Raw genomic sequence first — 21,066 nt, 5'->3', positions numbered from 1 at the left:
CTAACGCACGCTCACCTTACCTCTCATGCTGGGAGGGTCTTGCTTTAAGGTGGGCAATTCGACCTCAATTTTATTCATGTAAGCGATTGTGACATCCTCAATATCATCATCATCAATCTTTGACGCGAAATCTAATGCTGCCAACAGCCTTTCGTTACCTGGCGCATCAGACAACCCCTCCGTGAGCTGTTCGAGCTTTTCACTGACGTTACCCGTCTCCGCCCCTGCAAACTCAAACGGCGAGTCCACTACGCCCTGAGCAGACTGCGCGCACTCTTTCAAGTTGTGGGTCATCTCAATACCATGTTCACGACGATACAACAGGCTCATGGACAACATACGTTGCGCCGCTTCCGTCGGTGTACTTGCTTGACTCAAACGCATCATGTTGTTCGCCAAATGAGTCATAAACCCTGCATTCACAGTTCCTCTACGCTGTTTTTGTTCGAGCACCATTGACATCGCCTGGATAATGTCACGGACAGGCGATTGAGACGTCAGCGCCTTTGACCAATCGCCAATTTTCGCAAACCAATCTGCCCTTGGTTTTCTCACCATGGTCAACGCCATGGATTCAGGAAGTTTTTCACCTGTTAAGGTCAGGTATCGTGATTTCATATTTACTTTCTTGTCACTGTGCGAATGCGGTGACGCAGCAATATTGGCCAATTCCTCCATAATGTCTGGGTCGTTCATGATCTTCAATGGGATAGGCAAATTTTCAAACAACCAGATATTTCCCTTTTGTTCGGCCAGATAATCAAGGAACGGAACGGCACGGAAATGGCGACGATGTAATTGGTTAATGGCGTTCAATGCCTCACTTGGATCCCGCGGCGACACGATAACCTCTCTTAATGCGGCGTCCTGATCCCCCAGAAGGGCCCGCTTTGCGCCTGCATACACAAACGCAGAGGCATCAGCTTCAGGTAGTGTCGAAATTGCTCTTCCACTTTCATCTACAACAAAATATGCGGTACCTTTCACTGTGCTCATAACAACTCCTAATTTGCGTGCAATCCACATTAAACTAAAATACCACATCAACTGCAATCATTTTGATTCTTTACAAGCTAAAATAAAGACTAGCGGAACGATGCGTATCTATCCTAATGCAAAAAAAAATACGCGCTGACTCCTACTGACATACTGATAATATCACGGTAATTGGGAAGTGGATTGACAAACAAATTCAAATCATTATGATTACTCCCTGTTTCTATTGCGCTTTTGAGCCGTTTTTTCTCCGGTTACCGGAGTTGCCCATGTGGAGAAATCATGCGAAATTTACGATTTGTTTTTGTCGATACATTGTTACTCATAAAAGGCGAACTGCATCGAAAAGATTTTACCCCCGACAAAATGATTTACCCTCTATCCACAGCACAATGCACGCGAATGCTGAAAGATTACCTTTCCTTATTCCCAAATCAAACGCGGTATGCTGGCCCTGAACTTGGTTACTTACCCTCATCAACGTTCAGTGCGCCATTACTTCCTGGAGATACACGACAGGAAAAAACGGCGGCTGGGGAAAAACTGACCCACATCTTCAAAAAGATCAACGGGAACCTTAAAGTGTTAAAGGCGGCTTACCTTGAATCGTTGATCCTGGTGAAAGGAGGGTTTAGGCCGCCGGAACTGTCGGAAACGTTTAACCTATCAAAGCCTCAGCTCACCCGCGATCTTATGGTTTACCGCAAGGAACATCCTAACCAGACCGTCTACGACCATAGCGCTCGACAATACATCCGTCTTGACGGGTTTACCGGCCCGGTATTATCTCAACTCTATGGAGAAAAAAATCTAGCGGATAAGGCCGTTGACGTCATTCAAGACACCTCTTTTCTCCGCATGCTTGACGAGCGAACAGAGGAAATGATCATCAACGCGCTTTGAGCGTCTCTTGTTGGACGGCTAGGCGCTGCTCATCGACCTGCGTTCGCCGGTTAAACGCTTTGATTTCACGATAGAGAACGGGGATCAAAGCGATAAACCAAATATCTTCTTCAAGCTTCTTGTTATTCGCCCCTTGCCCGGCCAAAAGAAAACAAAATAAGGCCAAAACCGAACCCACCAGCATGTTGCTATACAGCCGCTGTTCGTCATTAAGTGTCTCCCCTTCCGCAAGACGGTATCGGTATCCAAAAATTCTTATTAGCGCAATGAACGCAGCGCTAAAATACAACAAGGCACCGATGATGCCATGATCAACCAGCAAGGCCATAGTTAAGTTGTGCGACGCTCTCACGCCCGGCCCCGTGAGGTATTCTTCCGGGAGGTAGTCCGGGCTTTGTACCAAGGTACCGCGATGCCCAAAACCTAAAATAGGATTCTTTTTCCACATCTCTATTTGCGCTTCAATGATCACGATGCGTGACTCTGCACTTTTATCTTTTATCTCACCAAGATTATCGGTCTCCATGCTCTCAAAACGCTGGATTATTTGTGGTCCCATCAATAATGCGACGGCGGTAGCGGCCATTAAACCTAACAATAAAAACTTTCCTTTACTTTGCTGAGAAGGAAAGAAAAGTGCCAGTCCACCTGTCGCCACCAACGCGAGGATAGCTCCGCGCGATTCGGTCATGAACAACCCCATCAAGATAACGCCTAATGCGCCCGCAATAATAATATGGGTGTAACGAAAGCGTTCTATGAGAAGGTACCCCCCCATAAATGTTATCGCGGCAAAATGCATACCGATAAGGTTCGCATCCATTCCATTTCCGCCAAGCCCCTCCATACGCCCTCCCACAGTTTGACTCATGCCATAATATGAGAGGTAGGCACTACCCAGCAGATTAACCCAAATCACACCGCGTAATTCTTTGGCTGAGGCAACGACATTTTGAATAATAAACATCAAAAGGAGAAACTTGATAAAGAGAATGACATAATCCAGGTGAAGTACACCAAACTTCACCCAGAATTGCTGCAGGCAAACAAAAATAGCCATGACCGTTAAGAATTTGTTTTCGTGATAGGTCCAGAATCTCAAACCACGCTCAGGCGGTTTCACTAACAAAACCCCAACGGTTATAATGGCGGCGATTAACGACCACCGGATATCAGGAAGTGACTGCCCCCACCATTGTGAGGGTGCATGAAAGTAAAAGGAGAAAAAGTAGACATAAAGGCCATAACGGGGACGACCAGATAGCGCTACCAACAAACCGCCGCAATACACGGCGAGGTAAAAGATTATGGTCAATATTTCGCTTCCTTGCAAAATTCAGTTCTCTAAAAAGTGTCGTCCTTTGACATAACCAACAGTCTATAGGACCCTTCACCCTCAATCAATCAAAAAGATTAACTGCGAACTGTTTTACCTTTTTTAAAAAACAGCGAGAGGAACAATCCTGGGGAGAGGACCCAAAATGATGGCGCTGGAACATCTAGGAGGAACGAACCATCGTTGACTTCCAACTCACTTCCCAAGGAAATAACTGATGCGTTATCAAGCAAAATGCCGGAACTTTCATCCACCACAGTCAACGCTTCGATAGCAAGGCGCGTGACATCCCCTGTCGCAACGAAGGTAAAGGTGAGCTCTTCTCAACTGTCGCTTTCGTCGTTATCAAGCACATCAACCGAGAAAAGGAACTCTGAGGTATCAAAATCCTGCATATAGACACGAAATTGCTCTTCGAGATCAAATCGCGAGTCATAAAAAATGCTGAACTGATAGCTATTGCCGGCAATGGTCGGAAACAACTGGTATAGCGTATTTTGACTGATAGAATTCAGTTCTATGAGTTGTTCACCACTTTGAGCCTCGACACCAGTGAATTCATACCAAACTTCAGTAATACCGTTGGCAGATGACCAGCCCAGCATGTCTTCGTTCGTGACTTCAAACCAGCCTTCAAACGTGTAGGACTCGTAGGATTCAGATGTTTCAGTAATCTCTGGGGATACGGTGACATCTTCAAAATCACCGTTAATTAACAATTCAGCGTTAACATTACCCCAAAACAACAATATAAGGATCCCAAAGGCTGAACGTAAATTCTTCATTACTGGTCCTCAAAAGAAAAATATACCACAACCCTAAGCAATAACCGCACCAATACGTTGCGTGAAATAAAGTGATTATAAAAAATAGTTAGACAAACATATTCAACAATCATTTTGATTATGATAATATAACCCTATCAAAAGAACATAGTCATTCGAGGTCGACATGTCTAACACCCAAAACAACACTATCTCTATCTTTCTTCCTGTTGAAACCTTGCGTGACGCACTCACGCTCATCGCGAACGCCGTCAACACGCGATCACAAATACCCATTTATTCTCACGTCTATTGCCGCATCTCACCCCAAGGAATTCGTTTTTCCACCTGTGATGGTGAGGCGATTGAACAACGGGTTGCCGTTCCTTTCTCTGATAACGTATCCGCCGAGTGTTACAACGTAGGTGGGGATCCTGTAAGTGATGTGGGTTTTACCGTTCCTCACAAAAAACTATTAGACATCCTAAAGGAATTTGATTCCAACCTCGTCGCTGCCTTATCCTCAGACAGAAAAACCAATAAGGCGAAATTGAAGGTATCTGGATACCGGTCCTCCTACTCGTTTTTAGGTCTTGATGAGACACTCTACCCTTCGTTGGACATTGACGCGCCCCAGACCAAAGCCGTCATTAGTGCATCCAATCTTCTCAAGCTAATGACGCCCATTGAGGGCTCCATGGCCAACAACGATGTGCGCTACTATTTAAACGGTATTAACTTAGAAAAAACAGGAAAAGACTTTTTCGCAACCGCGACAGATGGACACCGGCTCTCTTTTAATCAGGTTCAAGCGAGTGACGCTAGCGATGTTGATGCACGCTGTACTGTTCCGCGTCTAGCGTACAAAGCCATCCCGGTTTTCTTGAAATCCATGACCAGTGAAGCCAATGTTGTAGTGGCAATCACGGATAACCATATCGTTTTGAAAGGAGAAAAGAAAACTTTCACCTCGAAATTGATTGACGCTAAATACCCTGATGCGCGCCAGGTCATCCCGAAACAGAATAGCATTATTGTTGAAATCAACCGGGCCGCACTGCTAAACGCATGCAAACGCACTGCTATCTTGGCGTTAGAAAAATTCAGAGGCGTAACCCTTGGATTCAGTAATGATAACCCCGACGCTTTGGTAATAAAGAGCGAAAACAAGACCAAGGAAAAAGCTTCGGAAGAAGTTATCATTCATCGCATGGAAGGCCTAAACAGCCCCCTCGAAATCGGCCTGAATGTTGACTACCTTATTAACGCACTCACTAGCCTAAACGATGAAGTGATCACCATTAAACTTCGAGACGCAGAAAGTCCCGCGCTCGTCCATGGTGAGAGTGCATTGCTGCATGTTATTATGCCAATGAGAACATAGTCTTTCAGGGCGGCCACCTATGCGCCAAAGCCGACACAGCCTTATTCGGATAAGCGATTAGGCTTCCGCCTTATATCCCGGCCTTATCGGGCGAGAATATAAGGCTGAATTGCTAATCACAATGGATACGTTGGACGGGACAATCAATTGGCAGACAGGTAGTCTTCGATAAAAAGCAACACAGTCGGATCACCACATGTCAATTCACCAAACCTAAAATACCCCTCACTTTGCCTAAAGGCACCGGTCCCTAACTGCGCTCTATATCTATCCCGCATAACGGGATCCATCAGTTCCAAAGCTTCATTGAACGCTTGCGTGTTCGGGGGAAAACAAAAATCAAATAGTGCCGCGCTTGACGCAGGACAAACCTCCCCCATATCCTGCTCTGGACCAAAAGAGCGCGTATCAGACAGTTTAACTCGTCGGCTGGCTAATATATTAATGGTTATCAACCGTTCTGGGTATGGGTAATGCCGCAACGCTGCCACAAAAACAGGCGCTTTCGTGTGCTTTCTCAGTAATATAGCGTTAATGCGATCCAAGGTCTCCCAGGGTTTCAGTGCAACCGGGAAATGCGCCGGGGACGCATCAGGGAGACGCAGTGCCTCCACGTAAATCTGCATACAGTCTTGAAACGACAAAGTGACGTCTATCTTTGATAGCGCCGCCTGTACGGATGATGCCTGCTGCTCCAAATCGTTAATGGTGAGAAAAAAACGATATTCACTGGGTAACTCATCTGCTACTGGGTCTGGGAAATAAAATGTGTTTGCCATCACGTTGGTCATCCTTATAGTTGGTTTTCACAAGCAAATATCGAACAATGATATCCTTTTTTCCTACCAATCGTTAATTTCGAACAAAAAAACAGGTGTTATAGTTGGTTTTTATTTTTTTCTCGTAATATAATGTGGCTTACGACGAATAGTTATCGCTACAAAACGCAGATATAATACTAAACTGTTGTTACAGTCAAGAATCATGTAGGCTTTGCTAAATATGGAAATAGACCGAAGGATCGAAGGACTTTCTTTTACCTCTGGAAAAGGGAACTGGAAAGGTTTTCAGGTCCCGCTGAAAAAAATCGTCGAGGCGTCCATGGAATGGCAAGCCCTCTGCGCGAACCACCCCAAGCTATGGCTTTGCTGGAATGTCGATCCGGACTGGTGTATCGTTCAGCAACGGCTCGTAAAAGAACTCGGTTGGACCCCATTGGTGGGCAGTGATCCTCGCGCTAAACCGCCAACGCTTATTGACGGTGCTATTCACGTTAACTTCAACAAACACATCAATCTTCCCATATTCCACATGATCATTGCCATTGAGTTCGCGTTTCTCTACGTACCGGACAAACTGGCTTTTTGGCATTCAGATTTACTTGTTCGTCGAGAAAAGCTGCGCCATATCGAACAAACAATCCGTCGCATGACAAGTAATGAGATGTTAGTGACCCAGCCGGAACGGGGGCTCAAAGCCCGTTTGCTCTGCCAACAAAAACGGTACTGGGAATTACTGGGTTGCACGAATAAACACATCAGCAAACACCAGTTTTTACGGGGTTCCGGATGGATGTCGAACATTATGTACCACCCTCTTTCCCCGCAAACATTAAAAGAGAAAAAACGCCGTGCTAAACAATATTACGACCATGGTACCGGCATTCATTATTGGGCAAAACATTACAAACCGGCGGATCACTCCATCCATCTCATTCCCGAAGCACTGCTTGATGAGGGGCACTTCTCGCGTATCCGCGCAAAAAAATACCGAACCATATCGCCCAATAACTCTCGGCGAGACCTAACAAGCGAGTTATCTCTTAATTTCGACATAAAAAAAGAAACTGCCCGGCTTGGCCTCAGCGATTTGGTTCTCGCACTTCCCAGCGAGACCCAGTGAAATTGACGTAAACATTAGAGAGTAGCGTAACCTCTGGCTTCCGAAGGTGATCGACTCTTTTTGAGTTTTAAGCAACATAAAATCCTTTTTTCCTGTGCTATCATTATTTGCAGACACTCTTCCACACGATAAAACATGGATGGACAATGACTCAAAAAGAACAAAGAGCACTTACTTTGCATTACCTAAATGACTGGATCCGTATTACGGGCGAAGGGTATGACGCTACCTTCACCTACGCAAAAGCCTCGCAGTTCCTTAATGATTTTCTAATGCTGGAAACAGACGCCACGCAGGGTTCTTTCCGCCTCTCGTTAACGTATATTGATGATGATTGCACTTTAGGCACAGCCTACCTTGTGGTCCTGCGCAATGCCGCTACGAACAACAAGCCGGAACGATGCGAATTAATCCCCGACTTTCACGCCTTGTCTTTCGACTCCAATAAAAACGACCTTTTACTCAGCGGAGTCTCCGTGCTGAGGTGTGATAGTGAGCGCAGAAACGCGTCCTTGTTTGGTGGCACCAACCTGGCCAACATGGTCGTAGCACGTTCGGCTTTAACTCACCCACCAATGAAATTCGCGCCTTTGAGCTCCCAATGCAGAGAGGCGAGAGTTGCTGAAAATCTTGCTGTTGAAAACGCTCTCAAAGCCTTTCATTCGCGCTACGTGGCACTGACTCATGTACTTTGTCACCTTGACCCAGATACGGGCTCCCTAGTACCTGTCACGCCTTTTTCAAACAGCTTAAAGAAATCGGCAGCCCTTTCTGAAACGCGTTATCTGCCATATTCAATTCGATTGAAAACCGCACTGCTTGTTGCTGAGCTTGAGAAAGCTGGCTATCCGCGAAACTGGCTCGCTAACCTGTATGCTTTCAGTGATACTCAACAGCACTGCATCAACCCGTTAATAAAATCCTCCGCGACGTTCCACATTGATGACGTTCAGTACTTAGACAACGAAAGTCTCTATGAAGCGGCGACCGCTATCCGGAACGATGCGGTTGCGCTTTTTCGAAATGAATTAAACAAAAGTCGTCAAGAGGGCCGCTGTGAAACCTTATTACGCAATTGGCTCGACGTGACAAATGATGAGGAAAGAGCCCTAATCTTCGAAGCAGCCCTCTCTCTTAATAGCGGGATGGGAACCTCTGAGTTAAAATCGCTCGCAACGCGCTATTGCGAACAGTATGCCAACAATCGTTTGATGGACCTCTCGTTATTTGGGGGCGCAACCGACACCTCGCTTACGACCTAATCTTTCCCCGTCCTTATCGGGCGGAGAACCTGAGTTATTGTAAAACCTTCCCCCCCTCAATAAACGTGGCATTTTTCTTGCTCTAAATACGCATCACTCTCTGGAGGAAAAAATGTTGAAAAGAACTCTGTGCTTACTTTGGTTTTTCGCCGCGTTCGCCCAAGCTGAACTTGTCGGCGAATGGCATTTCGAGGGCGACACGCTGGACTCTTCTGGGAACAATATTCTTTCTGAAGATCTAGGGAATATCCCGCTCACCTATATTGAGCGGGACGGGCAAGAAGCGGCTTATTTCGACGACGAAAGCTATGTTGCTATCGACTTTGCGTATGACACCCCCCAAGAAGCGATGAGTGTCTCCCTCTGGTTTAACACGACATATGACGAAGTTTATACATCATGGGCGGAGGAAATCGCAAACTGGTCACTGATCGACTTTGACCGAACCGATTATTATAACCTTTCTCTCACTTCCGATGGACGCCTCGATCTTGGGATCACCTTTATTACGTCTGGCTCGACTATCGACTACATTACAGAAGAAGCGTACAACGATGGGGACTGGCACCAAACAGTAATAACCTACGGAGAAGATGGCGGCTTGCAAATATTCGTTGATGGCGATTTAATTATTTCCGACATCTATCAAGGGGCTTTTGGGAAAACCGGCTCCGTGCGTTACGGCATTATTGGCGATGGCTCTGAGGCGGAAACGTACGATGGCAGTCGCAATTATCATTATTACGAAGGAGCCATAGATAACATCGCGCTATACGACAACGAGTTGAGTTTAACGGAAGTGGAAAGCCTTTTTGCTACCGACTCTCTCGCCGCCGTTCCCAGTCCTTTCATCGGAGCGTCTACATTATTTTTGACGCTACTCTTTCGCTTCTGGGGCCGTAAGGAAAACACCCAACCCCAGGGCGGTGGCATGACTAGATAGCTTCACTTAGTGCTTTTGCCGGCACTTCCTTAATAGATGTCTGCCGCACGGGGACGGGCATCCCCTTAGACTCCAGGAATCGCTCCGCTAATTTTTTGATGCGATTAACATCAGCCTGTTGGCTGACCGGCGTTTCGCAAGGATCAATGATACCGCGGCTTTGCGATTCTTTTAACCCCAGCAAATCAATGATTTCAGGGTCCGACCCAAAATTTGTGGCAACATAAAAAACAAAGACTTCTTCTTTTTGTCCATCCCTATCCACTCGCCCTATACACTGTTCGTGCACCTTTGGTGACCAGTCAAACTCACCTTTGATGACGGTGGAACATCGATGTTGAATGCCATCCGTTCCGGCTCCGGAACGTAAACTCATAATTAACAGGTCTGATTCCCCATTAATAAATGCCTTTTTTGACTTTTCTTTTTGGGCCTGTGATTGGCGGCCAGTATAAAATAGCGGATTTAGGTCTCCCAATTCCTCTTCCCAGATCCGGTAGACTTCATGATGATAACCAAAAAGCACCACCGGGGTACCGGTCTCGACAAACATCCTAGCGTAAGCCGCGGTCTGCGATGCCTTCGCTATCCCGGTCATCTCTCGCATTTTCATGTCGAACTCACGCGCGGCCATACCCGCCTCTTGGAAGTTCGCTGTCAATGTTTTTAACGCCAGCTTTTCTGCTAACGCCTCAGCACTGGCAACAAGCTTTTGATTTGGCTCCACCCATTCGATATGCGGGGCCATTTGCTTAGCTTCTTGACCTACATCACTTTTTTTCCGTCTCAACGTCATCATAGACTCTCGAAGGTAAGCGCCAAGTGCATCCGGATCTTTAACAATAAACTTCCCATTTTGATTCCCGCTACACCACTCTCGAATAAACTCGTTTTTGGTCCCCAATAAGCCTGGGCGAATTATATCAATAATATTCCATGCTTCGATGCCGAAATTATAAATTAGCGTCGCCGTAAGCCCGACACGAATAGGGATTTTTTCGCAAATGTATTTAGCCGCATATCCCTTTGCTGAATCAACACCGGTTCTCAACTGTTGGACTTCATCAAAAGCAATGGCCCCCACCCACCCCTGAGTGAGCACATCGACCCAAGGGCCTAGCTGAGTGTATTTGAAAACATAAATATCAACAGGAGGAAGATCGTAAGGGGTATTACCTTTTACTGCATGCACAGAAAGGTTAATAAAACTTTCCGCCTTCTCTATCCACTGGTCTTGCAAGTGAGGTTCCACAACGACAACGAGCGGCAACGCATTCTCTATTAATGCTATCCCCAGCCCCTCGTACGTTTTCCCCAAACCTACATCATCAATAACAAGTAAACTTTGAACTTGTTCGATAAGATCGATGGCCTGCTTTTGATATTCTTTCAGGAACTGGCCCTCTTTAAGCCCTACTCTTCCTCGTGGCACATAAGATGGTAAGAGGATAGATTCCGCCTTTTCTTGCTCGGTGTAAAAAAGGCGTTTTCTTTTCTTAAGGTACCGCAAGTCGGCTTTATCAATCGCCAGCGCATAGCGTGAAATAAACCATTCGAGATCTGCAGCAACATCTTTATTATCAACAAAGGAAAAGGTACCTGCTTTGTGTTGCGGGATTTTAGGGAAGAGTTGTTTCAGGCGAATTGCTACATGCGGTTCGAGTCCAGATATCACCCACTTTCCATCCATCCTTTTCAGCGACCCGTACGTTTTCGTTCTTCTCATAGTAAGTTTACTCCTAACTGAAATACCCGCACGGGCTTATTTTTAATCTCCAAGGGTAAACCTTGTGCCTTCCCGCTGGCCAACACCAGTCCTTTCACCTGCTCATGCTCACAATAACGCTCACATTGACGATAAACCTTAACTTTACTCCAGGTTTTCGACGCCTTGACTTCCATGGCTATACCTGTTCTTGGGAAGAAGAAGTCTATGATCCCATTACCTACATTGTATTCACGTATAAACGAGACCCTGTTTTCACGCAGAAACGTCTCAATCTGCGACTGACATATTTTTTCATCTGCGTAATCGAACTTTCCGCGCCTTAACAGTTCCATTAACGCGTGAATCGGGGATATAGGAGGCATAACCTTAACCTTAAATAATCACATAGGTTTACTATATCACAACTCTCACCATGTGTAATCATTATGATTTATCTACACACCGTAAAAACATTTAATTCTCTATCATTTTGAATTAAACTGATAATCTCTATTGCCGTCAATTATCGAAGGAGTAAATATGGAAATCCTTTATGTTAACAAGGACTGTCAGCCTTGGGAGGGGGACATCAAAACGTTAGCATCCGGCGTAAAAGAAATACGTCTTCGGTCCCGCTTTAACGGTGCATGGGTGGTTTCTAATGGGCGACCAGTTTTTTCTTGGGTACAGTACGACTATGCTAAAGCGAGTAGGCTTCGTAACCGATTTGAGAGTAATAAGTACAATTACTACAAAAAAGGAGCCCGTCGCCTTGGCGTCCGTTCTCGTCTCTCAAAGCAGGGGGACACGCTTACTGTCCGAACCCAATTGGTAACCCGAAATGTGTCGGTAAAGGTATCTGAAGCACACCGATGATCCCCAAGGCGCTTTTGTCGCGCAAACAAAGACATTTGAATCAATATAACAAAAGCTAAGCAACTGTTTGACATTGTGTCATTTATATTTTATTGTTGATTAGTGTTGACGATGCAGTACCCAACACTTTAGCTGTATCGTTCAACAACATCACCCGGCGTATCATTTTCTATGCTTCCCCCAAAGCCAGAATTTGCCACGTCAGCATACAAAAACCGCGACCTTTCGCGGTTTTTTTGTTTGCAACAAATGAAATGTTAATTGACATCAATGCTCATTTTGATTATTATAGTGACTCACATACACAAAGGATTCACTATGCTTCTTGTCGACTACCAACAAACTGTACCTATCATTCATTCTGATTCTGCCGGATATGACCTTCCTCGCTCTTCCGTGCTGCTCGCGCAAGGCCAAGGCCGTCACTTGGTTCGCGTTGACAAAGCGGAAGAACCTTTTCGCCGATTCGATGGCAAAAAGAGCCGTTACAGCTTGGTACTATTGGAGTTGAGCGAAACATGTAATTCACCTAATGATGAGGCTTGGGCCTGCGTCGTAAGCGGAGAAAGACAGTGGTGGACACCTGGCGAACTTGCTGACATCGGCATCAACGTTCGTCGCACCAAAGAAGGTGTTTGTTCTGAACAATACAGCATCTTCGAACATATCCAATTTTGAGAAAAAGCCGGTAAAGTTGATCGTGTGGACGCGGCTAGCTCTCACTTTACTATCGAGCAACGGCTAACGAAATAAGAAGCATCGCCCGATCTCGGGCCTTTCTCTGCAACGAAACCGAAAATATCGATCATGGTTCTGCTAGCGAACATATAGTCTGCCTCATCCAAAAATATTGAACATATGTCAGCCGCATTCTACGACTCTATTCTTCGAATGAGTCGTCGGAGGCTTCAATCTGTATGGTTGTGCAGCATGGACTCAATGCCGAGATACATGTACTCATAAGCATACAATTCAGATAGCACCCGTTGGGTTCGGGGTTGTTGTCCGGACAGACTGAGTCCAAACAGCAAACAATTGGGAATACACCCTACATGTGCCAGGACTTGCAAGTAGGCTTGTTCTGCGGCATCTCTTGGTGACGGGGATCCGAAACGAAACTCAAAACGCCAATGAGGCTTGCTTTGGGGGAATTTTAGCAATCTCTCCACTTTCAATCCGCTCTTTGATGGTTATCAACCCTTTACGCTTAGCGTTCGACTTTATAATTTCGTCAATGAATTTTTCGGTTAGGCAGATCTGATAGACTTCGCCCTTACATCGGTAGTTACTAACCAGGCCATTTTCCATAAGTAGCGTGATCGCCGTTTTCAAATCTTTTTGTTTGCTTTTTTTGGTGACTTCGTTTTTTCCAAACATATCTAACAAATGAACAGCATTCACTTCCACGATATCGTTAACAATGCTCACTGAACGAAATTCATTAACGATATAGCGATGCAGATACCTTGCCACGTCACTGTCGTTTTCTTGTGTCGATGAAAAGTTATACTGGCGGTAAGCCATTTCATCAATAAGAGATACGATCTGATCTGAAAAGAAAACAAAACACTTGTCAGCGCCCCGGCCCCTGACTTCCTGATCCAATATAGCGGTTGAAAATATATCTAAATTTATCTCTTTGCCTCTGCGTTCAAAAGGAGAGAGTACCGCGGTACTATCTCGCAGTACCTCAAGTGATGTTTTAACCTCCGTAAAACTCCGTGTGCGGCCATGCTTTTGGAGTTCTCGACGAATATCACTGTAAGTGAACGACACACCATAACGTACGGTTTGAGATACCGTTGCCTTAACCAGGTGCCCATTGGTCGCCATAACCAACAAGATTTCCTCAATCAATGCCTCAAGGGAACCTGGGTATTTCAGGTAGTCATTGCGCTTAGCATTTTTATCCATGTTTGTAATGATTGCAGGCTTTAACCGAAGAAGATATTTAACGCCATCTTGAACAAAGGGCCGTTCCTTCGTTAACGTCGCGGTCCGGTCTGACGCTGGGATTGGTGGGTTTTTCCCCCTGACGAATCGAGGCAGAAAGCTGTATTTAAATTGGTTAGAATATTTTGTTGGATCCTTTTTTGAACTGCGAGGTACCTGATCAACATGAGCAAACAATGCTAGTGAGAGTTCATCCAGATTGGCTTCGGTGATAAATTCTACTTTTGAAATATTGTTTTGCGTAGACATTCAGCATTCCCATCATTTGAACGGTTCTAAAATATTCTGTCGCCCCACAGCGCGACAAGCATCAATATAACAGTTGGAACCGCCTACGATCCACTGCGGATCCACTGCGATCCAACGTCGATGAGAGACAAATGAGCCGTTAGTTGTCTTTTTCGGTAGGTAGATTGCGACTAAAATGTAGGATAATCGCGCTAAAGTTACTTTTTGTAATATAAAAAGCTTTTTACTGGATAAAATATTATAAAAAGCGACAGCGTTTCTTTTTTCGGATTGAGAGAGAGCGCCGTTCTCCTTCATTTAAATAGATCAAATCAGCCTGACAAGCCCGTATCAGTGCCATTCTCCTACTTTTTTATGAACTGTTCAGCTCAGCCCTGTCCAGCGCCATATTCCTACATTTTGTTAGGCTAACAATAGGTTAATTGCCCTGCCCAGCGCCATTTTCCTATATTTAACCAGGCTGACAATAGGTCAATTGCCCTGCCCAGCGCCATTTTCCTACATTTTATCAAGCTGACCGTCGATGAATTGCCTTGCATAGCGCCATTTTCCTACATTTTATCAGGTCAACAGTAGGCGAATGACCCTGCCCAGCGCCATATTCCTACATTTTATCACGCTGACAGTCGATGAATTGCCTTGCATAGCGCCATTTTCCTACATTTTATCAGGTTAACAATAGGCGAACTGCCCTGCCTAGTGCCATATTCCTACATTTTATCAAGCTGACAGTCGATGAATTGCCCTGTCCAGTGCCATATTCCTACATTTTATCACGCTGACAGTCGATGAATTGCCCTGTCCAGTGCCATATTCCTACATTTTATCACGCTGACAGTCGATGAATTACCCTGTCCAGTGCCATATTCCTACATTTAACCAGGCTGACAATAGGTGACTAACCCTGTATAGCGCCATATTCCTATATTTAACTAGGCTGACAATAGGCGAATAACCCTGTATAGCGCCATATTCCTACATTTAACCAGGCTGACAATAGGTGACTAACCCTGTATAGCGCCATATTCCTATATTTAATCACGCTGACAATAGGTGAGTAACCCTGTATAGCGCCATATTCCTATATTTAATCACGCTGACAACAGGCGAATAACCCTGCATAGCGCCGTTCTCCTACACTTTAATGAATTCGAGAAAGCAATCCATCGCTTGGAACGTCATATTCCTCTACTTTCGACTTTATGATTTGGTGTGCCAGATAAATGATCTCTTGCTTGTGATCACTACGAAATTGAGTTCACATCGCTAGGCTTTTTTTGCGTTTTACATCACGTAAGTGTGGTTTATTGGAAACTTACAAAATAATAATAATGTAATTATTATTATTATATGTTTATGTAATGAGGGGTAGGACTTATGTTAAGGGGGCGCATTTTTTTTTATTAATCTTCAATAGGTTACGTTATTTTCATCGCCATATACCTACTGTTAGAGCGCGAACCCCCTACTTTTTGAGGGCAAAATACCTTGCTATTAATCGCAATATTCCTCCATTTTATTTTTTCTTTTTTAGATAATCACAGGTTACCCACAGGGTTGTGCACATCATTTGCCCTCATATCGCCAAATACCTCCTGAAATATAGAAATGTTATCCACAGGGGGAGGCCTGTTATCGGTAGGTATTCTGCGCTAGCGCCATTTCCCTACCAATACATCGCCATTTTCCTACCGCGTAAACACCGTTATTCACAGCCATTTTAATGAGTAACCGAGGCAAGTACGGCGAAGCAGAAAACTTCCGCTTCGACGGCTCAGAGCCGGGACAATGTGGCTTCCTTTTTCTTTAGGCGGCGTCCTAACAGCAGAAGCACAATACCTGAAAAAGATCCTACGAAAGGAGCGCTTACTACGGTGGCCGTTTCCTCTTCGGCAGTCAGTGCCATTCCTCCATCGCTGACAAGAAATACACCTTGATTGGAGGATGATGAGTCTTCGGTAAATCCAATATCGTGACCAATGGACAACTCTAATGTGTCGTAGGCAACATTGGTGGTTTGATAAAGCAGTCCTGATCGAACAACATTTCCGTCTTCATCCAGGTGAAATCCTAGGCTAGAAAAAACATGGCCCGCATTACCTAAATCTTCATTTCGGATTTCACCAAACAAGCTAAACCACGTTTCAAAGACTTCTTGTTCTGTCTCGTCTCGGATAACGCTATCTTTTTCATAATAACTTTCACCATAAATAACATCGGTTAACTGGCCATAAATACCGGTTGTTAATGCATACACTTCCTCGTAGGTTGGTAACCGCCAACCGTAAAAAAGCCCACCCTCTTCAAGTTCTTCTTGGACATCAGAGATGGACATTCCTATCGTTTCGGATAAATCCAACCACTCTAATCCGGTCGAGCTATCAACGGTAATCAAACCGTCGCCCTCTGATACCCAATCGGTTGATGTGTATTCGGCATGTACAGACAGTGATACGCCACAAAACAGCATCAGTATTAAAATTATACGATTTGGCATTTTTATTTAACTCCTTGCCTTATGTTTCTCTTCTTAAAAAAAGAGACCATTAAAATCGATGTAAACATAAACGGTAGTGGCACGTCATTCATCGTCCCTATTTCGATGATGGAGCCACGAGAATAAGTATCATTGACATCGTTCCATGCCCCAATTTTTTCTTCGTTCTCATTGTTCAATATGTAAGTGACATAATCCTCCCCATTACCACTACCGTCAGTTGGTTCACCTTCAGCAAAACCATCAAAAGTGAAAGGGTCTCCGCTTAGCCACACGAAAACCCCCTCTTCGTCAACGTCGGTTAAACCTATCGTGATCGTATTGTAATATCCTGCGTAGTCAGAGGTCCCCCCTTCCCCCCAGGTATCATAGACAAAGTCGTTTTCGGCCTGGCTGTTAATACTGATCAGGTTGCCTCCTAGGCTCTCTGCGTATTCCTGCAACTCCTCAACCGTACCTTTCGACGTCAAAAGGTATTCATTTCCGTTCCAGTAAACACTGTCTAAAATCACAATTTCAGCCTGTGTACATGCACTGCCCAGAAGCAGTAAAGCCGTAAACATGAAGCGATTCCGTTTTCTCTTTACCATTCGCGTTAAACCCACCTAAATCCTATTGCTGATTTTTTTAAGCAATAGGCGTACCATTGTCTTTCGAACCGTGATGCTTAAAATAAAGAGAAACATTTAACCGCCGTCTTGATAGGAGAAAAAATATCACGAGCGAGATGCCAGTCCATGGTGCCGGCACGGCCGCTAAATTTCGACTATCAACAAGATCTACCAGTGACTCACCGGTAACATCTCTTACCTGCAAGGCGTTGATGTGAACGTTACCCGCATTAGCGAAGACTTGGAATTCAAGTAATTGAGAAATGTCATCGGCAACAAAAACCCCAATGACATATTCGCCCAGGCCCTCTCCTTCCCCGGAAAGAAGAACGTCGTTTCCACTTCCGTCACCGACACTCATGATCCGATCCCCACCGTTAATGCCATCGCGAAGATCCGTAAACCAAATTTGTACCAGGTATGTATTACCTACGGTCAAGGTGTTGTCGCCTATCTGGAGTTGCACAACATCCTCGCCACCCCCAAAATCCAAGGTGCTGAGTATTGCATCATACTCGCTACTCCCGGTTGTCTCACCATTAAGGAAATCGTATTTTCCACCCGTGTCATCGCTAAAGTATGTCGATGATTCAACAAAAATTGCGTCAGCAATAACGGTGCTTTGATCTTCCTCACCCTCAACGTTAGAGCTGTCGAACGAAAAATTATACGCCTCTACACTTTCTCCCAGCGTTACGACATCCTCGACGCTTTCCGTGTCGAACGTTGGGTACCAAGAGATAAAGGCAGCCCGTGCCTGGCCAGTATGCGCGCATAACAGAAGTAAGAGAGCAAAGAAGGGCTTGGTGTTTAAGGTCGTCATGCTATTCCTGGTTAAGACTTTTGTTTGGTGGTAATGCAATAAGCGTTCCCAAAGCAAAAGCCTTACCGGTGAGGCAATGAGCGAAGCCTGTCGCGCTATAGATGGCGAATTCCGCGATGTTCGTTAAAACATCCTATTGCGGATCAAGAAGAACGGTACCATTCGGACCGATGACGGTCTCCAGCTCACCCTTTAAGACAGCGTCGTAAATAAAGGTAAGGGTACTGACATCCTGCTCACAAACTTCTAAACGGCCTGTGTACGTGATTATTTCTTCGTAGAGCGCAGGCAGGGGGGTGTAGTTAATAACTTTGGAGGAAAACGACTGTTGAACCGCCTCAAAAGAGCTTATGTCCGATTTAGAGAAAACCAAGAACTCTGGCGTCCACGTTACGGGCGTGTTTTGGCCATCTTGATTCAGCAAGTCCATCTTTTCCTGAAACTGGTAGGTCGTTAAATCGAGAGACCAATACTCATTCAGCGCTAACCATGCATGAAAGTGCAATGCCTTTGACCCCAGCTTTTCCGGCACAACCGAGGTTGAGATGCCAGGTCTAAATCCGGTGTGACTAATGACGCCGCCACTGGACTTGCCATCGACACGCCAAGCGGACTCACCAACCATCAACCTACTTTTGATCCCTCTACGCTCCAAGAAACACTGCGCAAGAAGGGAAATGCTGAGGCAATTATGACCATGGGTTTCCGAAGCCGCTTTAGCGAGAACCTGCATTGCGGTACCTAATGCCTTAAAATCGACATTTTTAAAGAGACGTTGAACGCGCTTCAGGTTCTTTTCGACGTTAACTTTAGTGGCCTTCATGGTGCTCCTTATTCGGGTTAACCCAAATGCCTAAATTATCAGCCTCGTCATAGAAGTTATCAAGGTTTTCGTCGAGCTCTTTGAGTGGCGGCATGCGATCCCATATTGGACTGCTCTTCTTGAGTTCCTGCCAGTCCTTGACTGTGTTAATGCTTTCAAGTCGTTGGAGTGCTTCGTACATATTGGAGGCGTCTTCCCCGAGGCGTTGAAGATAGGTGTCTAGCCTTTTTTTTACGTGATTAGCAATTTCTTTTCCAATAACACACGCATCATCATCAACAGCGCCTTCTTTGAAAAATTGCGCAATAGAGATCGAGACATTCCACTTCATAAACATTTACCTTTTAATGCCAGAACGAGAGCAGAATAATACAATCATTTTGATTACTTATCAATAGTGGGCCGCCCGTCATCGATAGGAATGTCAAGGTTTACGGGGGCGATTTGGGGCTGGACTCATCCTGACACTCTCGTCGACGGGTAACGCAAAACGAATTTCTTTAGGCAAACAACTGTCCACGATTCGTTGTGCGGCACTTTCCGGGGATGTTGCATTGTTGGTATTGACGACTTGTCGAATCAATTCCATATCCGCCTTCAAATCATGGGCGTTTAACGTGTGTACAACTTCGTTCGTTATTTGCTGAGGTGTTAACACAGACATATACTCTTGAAGTATTGGCAGAAGGGTTTCATTTAGCACCGATGCGGTACCCGGCATAATATGCTCCCTCGCATTGGGGAAACTAAGAAATACCGATTTTACATTTTTCAATACGGGTACCCGCGCGTGTTTATGCATATTTTTGACAAGTATTAACCAATCGGCCCGGGTTCTCGAACTCATTGCTCCTTTTTTTGAAAGAGAGACCGTGCCACTCATATCCAACAAAAACTGACTCATTGAGTTGAAGGGAGTTTGGTTGGTACTGTAATACTTTTTTAACTCATGCTTCCCATGTAACAGTTGTACAGACTCAGCCACCATGGCGGCATCATTGTTATTGGTCTTGATTGTGAATGGTTGGACAATCCGCCGCTTATCTTTTGGCTCCCTCCCAGCATTATAAAGGGCTTTCTGTTTCTCTTTTAATTCTTCCGTAGCCAAGCCGGAAGCGATCGTCCGATAGGCAAAATCTTCCATCGTCCCATTACGCACGCGAGCGCCGTTCTGGCCAAAGACTTTAGGGGTATACTCCGTGGCATCAAAATAAAGTGCTCTTAATGGCTTTCCGAGTTCATCGGCAGCCCTACTCACCCCTTGAATAAAGGGATGGGTCGCGTCTTCTTCCCGGGAACCGTCGAAAACCACCCGGGCAAACATCCCCTCTTTTGCAAGCGCGTACGCCATATTACTTACATCCACAGCTTGTTCTGGATCTACAACAGAGGGTAACAGAGCCCCGTAAGCGTTATTTTGTGTTGGATGGTTAAATTGTGAAAGCGCTTCGTGAGATTGTTTGCTAGCACGCAAATCAATTTCGTTGTGCCAGCGTTCAATCCGGCTCGCGTTTGAGGTCGCAACGTGCGCTTTTACGTGGGTGAATCTCGGCATGATGTCACCGAGCGTTTTCAGTGCGTTCGATAACATCTTTAATCCTGGCGTGTATGCTGGATAATACGACTCCCCCCGCTTCATTCTTTCGTAGCCGCCCATCCCCCACTTAGAATCACTAAAAACGTGAAGTTCTTTTACATGAAAACCATTTTCTTTTGCGTATTGACTAAGGAGCTGTACACCACGGCTGATGGCGTATAATTCGACGACAACGCTATTCCTAGCACCAAACGTGGTCGCATTGAATTCAATGTCTCGATAAGGCTTCCCGGGTTCTATAAGGCGTAATGTACCCGCTATTCCACCACACATTTTATCTTCGAGGTATGAGCCATCACAAATTATCATTGCTCCGAGCGGAGGCTGATTCTTTTTATTAATATGACTGCGTTTTTGCGTATTACCGTAACGTATTCCAACACTTTTCCCCTGGGCCTGTTTTTCACGCATCCTGCAACATCCTGTTCATTCCTTATTA

20 protein-coding genes are annotated in these 21,066 nt (G+C 45.2%); 6 read left to right on the top strand and 14 right to left on the bottom strand.

Annotation, left to right across the window (positions count from 1 at the left end; genetic code table 11):
- Complete coding sequence (locus tag V5298_RS00480) at window positions 1-996, bottom strand: hypothetical protein (protein WP_332929490.1); 996 nt, start codon at window positions 994-996, stop codon at window positions 1-3.
- Window positions 997-1,278: 282 nt separating this feature from the next.
- On the opposite strand from V5298_RS00480, the gene V5298_RS00475 reads away from it, so the two are divergent.
- Window positions 1,279-1,899 (top strand): hypothetical protein, encoded by a 621-nt coding sequence (locus V5298_RS00475; protein WP_332929489.1) that lies wholly within the window; start codon window positions 1,279-1,281, stop codon window positions 1,897-1,899.
- On the opposite strand, the gene V5298_RS00470 is transcribed toward V5298_RS00475, so the two are convergent.
- The 3 genes from V5298_RS00470 to V5298_RS00460 form a co-directional block, all read right to left on the bottom strand.
- On the bottom strand, window positions 1,886-3,022 hold the full coding sequence (locus V5298_RS00470; protein WP_332929488.1) for an O-antigen ligase family protein: 1,137 nt from the start codon (window positions 3,020-3,022) through the stop codon (window positions 1,886-1,888). The two genes, V5298_RS00475 and V5298_RS00470, sit on opposite strands and share 14 nt — an antisense overlap.
- 290 nt (window positions 3,023-3,312) lie before the next feature.
- Window positions 3,313-3,492, bottom strand: a complete 180-nt coding sequence (locus V5298_RS00465) for a hypothetical protein (RefSeq protein WP_332929487.1) — start codon at window positions 3,490-3,492, stop codon at window positions 3,313-3,315.
- A gap of 66 nt (window positions 3,493-3,558) precedes the next feature.
- Window positions 3,559-4,020 carry a hypothetical protein gene (locus V5298_RS00460; protein WP_332929486.1) on the bottom strand — a complete coding sequence of 154 codons (462 nt, stop codon included), beginning with the start codon at window positions 4,018-4,020 and terminating at the stop codon, window positions 3,559-3,561.
- Between the two features lie 166 nt (window positions 4,021-4,186).
- On the opposite strand from V5298_RS00460, the gene dnaN reads away from it, so the two are divergent.
- The gene (gene dnaN / locus V5298_RS00455) at window positions 4,187-5,383 is read left to right on the top strand and encodes a DNA polymerase III subunit beta (protein ID WP_332929485.1); all 1,197 of its coding nucleotides are present in this window, start codon (window positions 4,187-4,189) and stop codon (window positions 5,381-5,383) included.
- Window positions 5,384-5,526: 143 nt separating this feature from the next.
- On the opposite strand, the gene V5298_RS00450 is transcribed toward dnaN, so the two are convergent.
- Window positions 5,527-6,162 carry a hypothetical protein gene (locus V5298_RS00450; RefSeq protein WP_332929484.1) on the bottom strand — a complete coding sequence of 212 codons (636 nt, stop codon included), beginning with the start codon at window positions 6,160-6,162 and terminating at the stop codon, window positions 5,527-5,529.
- 223 nt (window positions 6,163-6,385) lie between these two features.
- On the opposite strand from V5298_RS00450, the gene V5298_RS00445 reads away from it, so the two are divergent.
- The 3 genes from V5298_RS00445 (at window position 6,386) to V5298_RS00435 (ending at window position 9,490) form a co-directional block, all read left to right on the top strand.
- Window positions 6,386-7,285, top strand: coding sequence for a hypothetical protein (locus tag V5298_RS00445; RefSeq protein WP_332929483.1), 900 nt, complete (start codon window positions 6,386-6,388; stop codon window positions 7,283-7,285).
- A 146-nt stretch (window positions 7,286-7,431) separates the two neighbouring features.
- Window positions 7,432-8,547: a hypothetical protein gene (locus V5298_RS00440; protein WP_332929482.1), complete on the top strand. Its 1,116-nt coding sequence runs from the start codon at window positions 7,432-7,434 to the stop codon at window positions 8,545-8,547.
- Between the two features lie 112 nt (window positions 8,548-8,659).
- Window positions 8,660-9,490 (top strand): LamG-like jellyroll fold domain-containing protein, encoded by an 831-nt coding sequence (locus V5298_RS00435; protein WP_332929481.1) that lies wholly within the window; start codon window positions 8,660-8,662, stop codon window positions 9,488-9,490.
- Here V5298_RS00435 and V5298_RS00430 read toward each other — a convergent pair.
- Both V5298_RS00430 and V5298_RS00425 read right to left on the bottom strand, forming a co-directional pair.
- Window positions 9,483-11,216: a DEAD/DEAH box helicase gene (locus V5298_RS00430; protein WP_332929480.1), complete on the bottom strand. Its 1,734-nt coding sequence runs from the start codon at window positions 11,214-11,216 to the stop codon at window positions 9,483-9,485. The two genes, V5298_RS00435 and V5298_RS00430, sit on opposite strands and share 8 nt — an antisense overlap.
- The gene (locus V5298_RS00425) at window positions 11,213-11,581 is read right to left on the bottom strand and encodes a hypothetical protein (RefSeq protein ID WP_332929479.1); all 369 of its coding nucleotides are present in this window, start codon (window positions 11,579-11,581) and stop codon (window positions 11,213-11,215) included. The genes V5298_RS00430 and V5298_RS00425 overlap by 4 nt, the downstream gene beginning before the upstream one ends.
- A gap of 811 nt (window positions 11,582-12,392) precedes the next feature.
- Here V5298_RS00425 and V5298_RS00420 point away from each other — a divergent pair.
- The gene (locus V5298_RS00420; RefSeq protein ID WP_332929478.1) at window positions 12,393-12,752 is read left to right on the top strand and encodes a hypothetical protein; all 360 of its coding nucleotides are present in this window, start codon (window positions 12,393-12,395) and stop codon (window positions 12,750-12,752) included.
- A gap of 441 nt (window positions 12,753-13,193) precedes the next feature.
- On the opposite strand, the gene V5298_RS00415 is transcribed toward V5298_RS00420, so the two are convergent.
- The 7 genes from V5298_RS00415 to V5298_RS00385 all read right to left on the bottom strand — a co-directional run bounded on the left by V5298_RS00415 (window position 13,194) and on the right by V5298_RS00385 (window position 21,038).
- Window positions 13,194-14,276, bottom strand: a complete 1,083-nt coding sequence (locus tag V5298_RS00415; RefSeq protein ID WP_332929477.1) for a hypothetical protein — start codon at window positions 14,274-14,276, stop codon at window positions 13,194-13,196.
- A gap of 1,774 nt (window positions 14,277-16,050) precedes the next feature.
- Window positions 16,051-16,773 (bottom strand): hypothetical protein, encoded by a 723-nt coding sequence (locus tag V5298_RS00410; RefSeq protein WP_332929476.1) that lies wholly within the window; start codon window positions 16,771-16,773, stop codon window positions 16,051-16,053.
- Between the two features lie 2 nt (window positions 16,774-16,775).
- Window positions 16,776-17,336 (bottom strand): lectin-like protein, encoded by a 561-nt coding sequence (locus V5298_RS00405; protein ID WP_332929475.1) that lies wholly within the window; start codon window positions 17,334-17,336, stop codon window positions 16,776-16,778.
- A 64-nt stretch (window positions 17,337-17,400) separates the two neighbouring features.
- Window positions 17,401-18,207: a hypothetical protein gene (locus tag V5298_RS00400; protein WP_332929474.1), complete on the bottom strand. Its 807-nt coding sequence runs from the start codon at window positions 18,205-18,207 to the stop codon at window positions 17,401-17,403.
- Between the two features lie 133 nt (window positions 18,208-18,340).
- Window positions 18,341-19,030, bottom strand: a complete 690-nt coding sequence (locus V5298_RS00395) for a hypothetical protein (protein WP_332929473.1) — start codon at window positions 19,028-19,030, stop codon at window positions 18,341-18,343.
- Complete coding sequence (locus V5298_RS00390) at window positions 19,017-19,361, bottom strand: hypothetical protein (RefSeq protein ID WP_332929472.1); 345 nt, start codon at window positions 19,359-19,361, stop codon at window positions 19,017-19,019. Before V5298_RS00390 ends, V5298_RS00395 begins: the two co-directional genes overlap by 14 nt.
- Before the next feature lie 93 nt (window positions 19,362-19,454).
- Complete coding sequence (locus V5298_RS00385) at window positions 19,455-21,038, bottom strand: hypothetical protein (RefSeq protein ID WP_332929471.1); 1,584 nt, start codon at window positions 21,036-21,038, stop codon at window positions 19,455-19,457.
- Between the last annotated feature and the right edge of the window lie 28 nt (window positions 21,039-21,066).

Source organism: Alteromonas sp. 14N.309.X.WAT.G.H12 (assembly GCF_036697315.1).
Taxonomy (GTDB): Bacteria; Pseudomonadota; Gammaproteobacteria; order Enterobacterales; family Alteromonadaceae; genus Alteromonas.
The sequence above is the reverse complement of the archived record's forward strand: the minus strand, read 5'-3'. Positions and strand labels throughout refer to the sequence as shown.